We start from the raw sequence: 7,878 nt of genomic DNA, 5'->3' as shown, positions 1-7,878 counted from the left end.
GCGCCGCGATTAAATGGCCCCTAGATTGAACAAATTTTAATCCTGAAAGGTTATCAGGCCCTAATTAAAAGGCTAAATACGGAGCATTAATGAAATATATTTCTCATAAGGGTGGCACCCTTGCATTTAGTGAAACCGATAAACCGGTTTTAAAAAGCCACGAAGTGCTAGTAAAAGTGTCTGCTATAGGTGTAAACCGCGCTGATTGCATGCAGCGCCAAGGTAAATACCCAGCGCCAGCTGGGGATAGCCCCATTTTAGGTTTAGAGTGCGCAGGCACAGTGGTTGAGCTTGGTTTTGATGTTGATAAAAGCTGGCTTAATAAACGTATTTTTAGCTTGTGCGCAGGCGGGGCTTACAGCGAATACGTTGCCATAGATGCTAAACAATTAATGGTATTGCCAGATGATTTAACCATGGTTGAAGGTGCAGCTATTAGCGAAGTGTACCTAACAGCATTTGGTGCGCTTTTTGAACTGGGTAAATTACAACAAGGCCAAACAGCGCTTATTCATGCAGGGGCAAGTGGTGTAGGCGGTGCGGCTATTCAAATGGCTAAAAGTGCAGGTGCAACGGTGGTTATTACTGCAGGCTCAGATGAAAAATGCGAGCATGCAAAAGCCCTTGGCGCCGATCATGCCATTAACTACAAAACAACTGATTTTGTAGAATATATGCAAGCAAATGAGCTTTTAGCAAATGCAATTGTAGATCCTGTTTCGGGCAGTTATTTAAATAAAAATGCGGCTATTGCTGCCATGGATTGCCAAATTATTATGCTCGCTTTTTTAGATGGGCGTTTTGCTGAGGTTGATTTTGCAGCGCTATTACGCAAACGTATTTCGTTTCATGCATCAACACTTAGAAACCGTAGCATTGAGTTTAAACGCCAATTACGCGATGACTTAGTTGCGCGTTTTTACAATGATATTGCTACTAAAAAGTACGACTTTAACGTGTATAAAACACTACCGTGGAGCGATGCAAACGAAGCGCATGCTATTTTAGAGCGTAATGAAAATGCCGGTAAAGTGGTATTACTTGTAGAATAACCACCCAATGTAACACTGAGGCGTGTGTTGGCGTTGTTAATGCATGGCTCAGCTAATATAATTTAGTAAATATAAAATACGTACAAAACACATAAGGTTAAAAATGAACCCAATACTAGCAATACTTAAAGAGCACAATGTAAGCGACGAAAAAGTAAAAGCATTGTTCGAGGCCTTTACACAAAACCCAATGATGGCAATGGCATTAGTACAAGAGCTTGGTATTCCGCCTGAAAAACTACAGCAGTTAATGGCCGTGGTTATGACTCAGCCGCACTTAATTAAAGAAGCCACCGACGAACTCGGCCTAGACTTTGAAAAAGTAAAAGAAGCGAAAGACAAGCTAAACCAACAATAAGCTTCACAAATTACTCCTTACCAAGGCATAAGCCTTGGTAATTCTACCTAAAATCACCACACTTTTTGTTACATTATTCATTGAACTGCTTGGTATTAAGCTAGTCATACTATTACTTATGATAGGTAGGGACTAGGTATGAAGCCACTTTATAAATTTTGGAAAAATAACCGTTCGTTAATTTTATTTATTGCGCTGATGAGCGTGTTTAGAAGCGCAGTTGCCGATTGGTATGAAGTACCGACAGGCTCGATGAAACCCACCATATTAGAAGGCGACAGAATCTTAACCGATAAAATGGCTTATGATATACGTATCCCTTTTACGCATATTCCTTTAGTTAAATTAGCCGATCCACAAACAGGCGATATTATTGTATTTGACTCACAAGCTGCTGATAACCGGTTAATTAAACGCGTAATTGGTGTGCCAGGCGATACGGTAGCGCTTTATAACAACGAGCTAGAAATTAATGGCGTTAAACTTAAATACAATAACTTGCAAAGCAATATTGATTCTTTAGATAAAATAGAAGATTTAAATGGCCACAAACATACGATTCGTGTTGCGCATACGCCTTCACAGCTATCGGGTTTTAATAAAATAACTATTCCTGAAGATTATTATTTAGCAATGGGTGATAACCGCGACCACAGTGCTGACTCGCGTGTTATTGGTTTAATCCCCCGCAGCGAACTACTTGGCAAAGCAGAGCGTATTATTGTGTCGCTTGATTACGACGATTATTACTTACCTCGTAAAAACCGCTTTTTAAAACCCTTACTTTAAGGCGGTTTTGGGCGCTAACCATACGCCCGATTTTAATCGCTTAGCTCTACAATTTTTTGCGCAATATTATAAAGCGAGCAGTGCGAGTCCATTGCTTGCTTTTGCAACTTTTTATGAGCTTGCTCTTCGCTAAGGCTTAGCTGCTCTATTAAAATATACTTTGCCTGATGTATTATTTTTTGTTCTGTTATTACCCGTTTAGCATCAACTAAAGCCTGGTTTATTTGCTTAATATGTTGGCTTTGCTCCATGATTAAGTCGTACATGCTTTTATTACTATTGAGTTTATTAGCAGCGGTATTTTGGGGGGTATTTTGTTTAAACGCGAGTTGGCCGTCGGTCATTGGCATGTATTGTTCTTCAAGGCTGCTTATAACTTGTTTATTTGAATTTAAAGTGCGCTGCGCCTGAGCAATTTGCATTGCTGCAGAGTCAATAAGGTAGTCACTGAGGTTTTGCTCTATTTTGTGCATAATATCGATACGCGTTGTTGTTACCTCGTACCACACCTCACTAAGCTGAGAAAGCGGCTGCGCATTTTCGTCATCTAAATTTTGTAAAAGCCCGCGTAGCTGATCCACTTGCTTATTTACGGGGTGATCAGTTAACGAGCGATAGCATTTTAATACGTGTTCGTCGGCATATTCGTTAAAAAACGTAAAGCTGTGGTGCTGTTGTTGAACAAAATGAGCAAGCTGTTGTTTTTGCTCCACGGTAAACTTACTTGATGCAAACGCTTGCGCGCCACAGGCACGTTCTTGTCCGGCGTATTCTTTACCTTGCATAAAATTAAAATAAGCCACTAGCAATCGTGTAACGCGCGGGTCGCTTGCGCCATCGGCGGCTTCTAAAATTATATTTAGCAAACACGAAATAAGCTGCGTATACGATTGAGTTGCATGCACTGGGGTAATTTTTTGATTTGCTATTTGTTGTCGCAGCTCTGGCAGCGCCTCTAACGATTGCAAACTATGGGTAATTAAATTGTACAAACGGGTGTGGCCCGTGTCGGCGTTATCGGTAATAAAGGTCGTTTTAATTGAGTGGTAAAACTGCGTTTGTGTTTGCTCTGTTAAGCTAATTTGTTGTTTTAACTGCGAAGCAAAACGTTTGCGGTTAGAGGCTAAGTAAATATTGCTCATGCCACGCTCTTTTTGTAACTGGTGTATAAAATCGCCCAGTTTAGTAAGCGATGCACAGCTTTTTTGAAGCTGTTTTAAGGCATGAATTTCTTGGTATTTTGCTGCTAATAAAAACTGTTTTGTGAGAGGATTGCTCGATAACATAGGACTTATTCCACACTTTTTTGTATATAAAGTGCAACCACTGTTCCAATCATTTAAAAAATTTTCGATTGAATTTAAAATTAAATTAAAACAGCTGCTTAAAGCCATACTTGTTATTTGTTCCCATTTTAGCTTATCTGTCCTTATTACAGGAATAAACCTTTTTGGTGCAAAAATAGTTGTTTTTGCACTCGATTGCGCCCTTCATGAACGAGGGGAAAAAAGTGTTTACTCTGTAAACTGCACAGAGCAAACACCAGAGGGGGAATTTATGCGTTACTACATTGCAGCAACGCTGGGCTGATAGCCATTTGATGATTTATTACCTCGCCAACCATAATTAGCGTAGGGCCCGTTAATGTGTGCTCCGCACTTTCGCTAATAATTTGCCCAAGCGTGCTGGTTATTATTTTTTGCTGGTTGGTGGTGGCATTTTCTATCAATGCGATAGGGGTTGTTTTAGGCCAGCCAACCGATTGCAAACCAGTACTTAATGCGTTTAAACGTCCTAATCCCATATAGACGACTAGCGTGGGGTTGTTAGAGTCTTGTACATAGGTGTAGTTGTGCCAATTAGGGAGTTTATTAGGATCGGCAAATTGCGCCGTTAAAAAGGTAACACTTCGGGCCACATCGCGAGCAGTAAGCGGTATACCAGTATAAGCCGAGGCTGCACACGCGGTAGTAACGCCCGGGACAATAGCAAAATTAATATTATGCTCTGATAGGGCGTTGGCTTCTTCATTGATGCGCGCAAAAATACTGGGATCGCCACCTTTTAAACGGACAACTTTAAACCCTTGTTGTGCGTATTTTACTAATAGGTCACTAATGGCAGCTTGTGGCATAGAGTGCTTGCCTGCGCGTTTACCTACATACACTCGCTGCGCATGTTTAGGCAGTGTATTTAAAAGCGCTTCACTAACTAGGCTGTCGTACAATACCACGTCGGCTGCTGCAATCAGGCGCTGCGCTTTTACAGTTATAAGCTCAGCATCGCCCGGACCTGCCCCTATTAAATACACGTGGCCGTTTTTTTGGTGTTTAGCTTTGTGCTTTGCATCTTGAGTGAGTTTATTAACAAACTTGTTTAGCCATGGGCTTTCAATACCCGAAAAATACGAAAGAACACTCATTTTATTGCTCCTTATGCTAACGCTGTAATGGCTTTTGGCTCAGCGCTAACAAAGACATTGCCATTGTCTATTTTGGCTTCAAATACGGGGAGCTGTATTGCCTCTGCTTCTAGGCACTCGCCGGTATTTAAACAAAAATGTTGCTTATACAAAGGGGAGGCCACTACTAATTTTCCATCAATAGAGCCAATAATGCCGCGCGATAGTACATTGGCTTTGCCTATCGGGTCGTAGTTGCTAATGGTTAACACAGGCTCACTATTTTGTGGAACATAAAATATGGCCACTTGCTGGTTGTTTACTAATGCGCATACGCCACTATTAGCAACTAGGTCGTCGGTTGTTCCAATTTTATGCCAATACATCAGCTTGCTCCTGCTCAATTTCCATTACGGGGATACGGTTTGTCGAATTTTGCTGGTTACGTTTTTCAGACTCAGTTGCAGGGCGAATTTGGTTGCGCTCTTGTACAAATAAAATATTGCTATCGGCATCTGGGCTATTAATAAATTGGCGGAACCGCTTTGAGGCCTCTGGACTTTCGACTGCTTTTTTCCATTCGCAGGCGTAAGTTTTAGTTATAAGCGCCATTTGGGTTTCAAGCTCATGGCAAATACCTAGGCTGTCGTCTATTACTACGCTTTTTAAATAATCTAACCCGCCCTCTAAATTTTCCATCCACACTGAGGTGCGCTGCAGTTTATCGGCGGTTTTAATGTAAAACATGATCACGCGGTCAATGTATTTAATGAGTGTTTCGGTATCTAAATCGGTAGCAAATAAATCAGCATGGCGCGGGCGCATACCGCCATTTCCACATACGTATAAGTTCCAGCCATTTTCGGTTGCTATTACGCCTATATCTTTGCTTTGTGCCTCAGCGCATTCGCGAGTACAACCCGATACGGCCATTTTAAATTTATGCGGGGCGCGTAAACCTTTGTAGCGGTTTTCAATCGCAATCGCGTGGCCAACACTGTCTTGTACGCCATAGCGACACCACGTGCTGCCAACACACGATTTAACGGTTCTGAGCGATTTACCATAAGCGTGACCGGTTTCAAAACCGGCTGCAATAAGTCTTTCCCAAATAATAGGGAGCTCTTCAAGGCGTGCGCCAAATAAGTCGATACGCTGCCCACCGGTTACTTTACAGTACAGGTTAAAGTCTTTGGCAACTTGACCAATAACAATAAGTTTGTCGGGGGTAATTTCACCACCCGCTATACGAGGAACGACAGAGTAAGAGCCATCTTTTTGCATATTTGCAAGGTAAGTGTCGTTGGTATCTTGCAGGCCAACATGAGCGGGTTCTAAAATAAACTCATTCCACGTTGAAGCTAAAATAGAGGCCACTGCAGGTTTGCATATTTCACAGCCGTGATGACCGCTGCCATGTTTAGCGAGCAAATCATCAAAAGTTTTAATGCTTTCTACTTTTACTAAATGCAGTAACTCTTGGCGCGAAAAAGCAAAGTGTTCACACACATGGTTGTTAACTTCAACCCCACGGCTTTGAAGTTCACTGTCGACTACCGATTTTAATAATGCGGCACAGCCCCCGCAGCCGCTGGCGGCTTTGGTGCAAGCTTTAACTGCAGATAAATCGCATGAGCCGCTATCAATTGCACCCACAATGTCGCCTTTGCTTACATTGTGGCACGAACAAATAGTGGCGGTATCGGGCAGGGCATTTCCCGCTAAAACAGGTGCTCCTTCGCTATCAGGTAAAATGAGGCACTCAGGGTGTGCGGGTAATTCCATGTCGTTTAACATGTACTGCAACAGTGTGTCGTAATCGCTAGTATCGCCAACAAGTACTGCGCCTAATAACTTGTTGCCTGCCTCATTTAAAATAATTTTTTTATAACAATCACGAATAGGATCTTGATAAATTAACTCTTTGCAATCGGGGGTTTTAGCGTGGGCATCGCCAATTGAGCCTACCTCTACCCCGAGTAGTTTTAATTTTGTGCTCATATCGGCGCCTAAAAACTCAAGTTCGCCGCCTGTAAGTTGGCTTGCAACCACGCGAGCCATGTTATATCCCGGGGCGACTAAGCCAAATAGCTTTTTGTCCCATAAGGCACATTCGCCAATAGCATATATATCAGGGTTTGATGTTTGGCATTGGTTATTTATTACAATGCCGCCACGTTGCCCTAATTCAAGTTCGGCCACTTTGCCAAGCTCATCGTATGGGCGAATACCGGCCGAGAACAAAATTAAGTCGGTTTCTAAAAACGTGTCATCTGAAAAATTTAATCTGTAACGGCTCGTTTCGCCTTTTACTATTTCGCTGGTGGCTTTAGCGGTATGCACGCTTACGCCCAATTTTTCAATTTTGTTTTTTAACAGCGTGCCACCTTGTTCATCAAGTTGTATCGCCATAAGTTGGGGTGCAAACTCAACTACATGAGTATCAAGCCCAAGTTGCTTAATTGCATTGGCTGCTTCAAGCCCTAACAAGCCGCCACCTATCACTACGCCACTTTTACTTTGCGCAGCGCTTGCTTTTATTTGCTCTAAATCTTCTAGGGTACGGTAAACCAAGCAATGGGGTTGGTCATTCCCTTTAATTGGCGGCACAAACGGGTACGACCCTGTTGCTAAAATAAGTTTATCGTAATTAAATTTATCACCGGTTTGAGTGCTAACTACCTTGTTTGTTTTATCTATTTCATTAACCCACTGGTTAGTATGCACATTTATATTTAACTGCTGATAATTATCAAAAGTGGTTAGGGCTAAATCGGCGGCTGTTTTACCATCAAACACGCTGGATAAGTAAACACGGTCATAAGCTAAATTTGCTTCTCCACACAGTACGGTAATGTGCGCGTTAGCGTCGCTTTGGCGCATTTGCTCTACAAAATGGTGCCCAACCATCCCATTCCCAATAATGAGTATTTTTGTTGGTGTTTGCATTGGTATCCCCTCAATGACGGTTTAATTTAAAAACAAAAAAGCCCGCCACAGTTACAAATTAATGCAACTGCGAGCGGGCTTCTTTGCCTGTGGTCATAACAACCTAAATGTGTGTCGTTTTAATAACGAACGGTATGGTTATCATATAAGCAAAAACACGGCCATTTTTATAAGTGTTTGTTTTTTAATAGCTACATTACTTTTAAATGGTTTTACTTACGCATATTTGAATTGTTTTGGTGCGGGGCTAGCACTATGGGAGTGCACATAATGAGGCTACAAAGTGCTGTTTAGTCAGCAAAAGTGCATTTGTGCCGTTAACTAATAAC

The 7,878-nt window shown here is 41.9% G+C and carries 7 protein-coding genes; 3 read left to right on the top strand and 4 right to left on the bottom strand.

What is annotated here, in order from left to right:
• The first annotated feature begins 89 nt into the window (after positions 1 to 89).
• The 3 genes from AN395_RS07960 to lepB all read left to right on the top strand — a co-directional run bounded on the left by AN395_RS07960 (position 90) and on the right by lepB (position 2,199).
• Entirely contained in the window at positions 90 to 1,052 is a 963-nt protein-coding gene (locus AN395_RS07960; protein WP_054982624.1) for a zinc-binding dehydrogenase, read from the top strand.
• Between the two features lie 103 nt (positions 1,053 to 1,155).
• Entirely contained in the window at positions 1,156 to 1,410 is a 255-nt protein-coding gene (locus AN395_RS07955) for a DUF2999 family protein (protein WP_004586776.1), read from the top strand.
• A 138-nt stretch (positions 1,411 to 1,548) separates the two neighbouring features.
• Complete coding sequence (gene lepB / locus AN395_RS07950) at positions 1,549 to 2,199, top strand: signal peptidase I (protein ID WP_004586775.1); 651 nt, start codon at positions 1,549 to 1,551, stop codon at positions 2,197 to 2,199.
• A gap of 32 nt (positions 2,200 to 2,231) precedes the next feature.
• On the opposite strand, the gene AN395_RS07945 is transcribed toward lepB, so the two are convergent.
• The 4 genes from AN395_RS07945 to nirB all read right to left on the bottom strand — a co-directional run bounded on the left by AN395_RS07945 (position 2,232) and on the right by nirB (position 7,549).
• Positions 2,232 to 3,485, bottom strand: a complete 1,254-nt coding sequence (locus AN395_RS07945) for a nitrate regulatory protein (RefSeq protein WP_029771678.1) — start codon at positions 3,483 to 3,485, stop codon at positions 2,232 to 2,234.
• A 269-nt stretch (positions 3,486 to 3,754) separates the two neighbouring features.
• Positions 3,755 to 4,621 carry a uroporphyrinogen-III C-methyltransferase gene (gene cobA / locus AN395_RS07935; RefSeq protein WP_054982622.1) on the bottom strand — a complete coding sequence of 289 codons (867 nt, stop codon included), beginning with the start codon at positions 4,619 to 4,621 and terminating at the stop codon, positions 3,755 to 3,757.
• Positions 4,622 to 4,632: 11 nt separating this feature from the next.
• Positions 4,633 to 4,986: a nitrite reductase small subunit NirD gene (gene nirD, locus AN395_RS07930; protein WP_054982621.1), complete on the bottom strand. Its 354-nt coding sequence runs from the start codon at positions 4,984 to 4,986 to the stop codon at positions 4,633 to 4,635.
• Complete coding sequence (gene nirB / locus AN395_RS07925) at positions 4,973 to 7,549, bottom strand: nitrite reductase large subunit NirB (RefSeq protein WP_054982620.1); 2,577 nt, start codon at positions 7,547 to 7,549, stop codon at positions 4,973 to 4,975. Before nirB ends, nirD begins: the two co-directional genes overlap by 14 nt.
• Positions 7,550 to 7,878 lie beyond the last annotated feature (329 nt).

Source organism: Pseudoalteromonas sp. P1-30 (assembly GCF_001400005.1).
GTDB lineage: Bacteria > Pseudomonadota > Gammaproteobacteria > Enterobacterales > Alteromonadaceae > Pseudoalteromonas > Pseudoalteromonas atlantica.
Note: the sequence above shows the minus strand (reverse complement) of the source record. Positions and strands in the feature narration are given on the sequence as shown.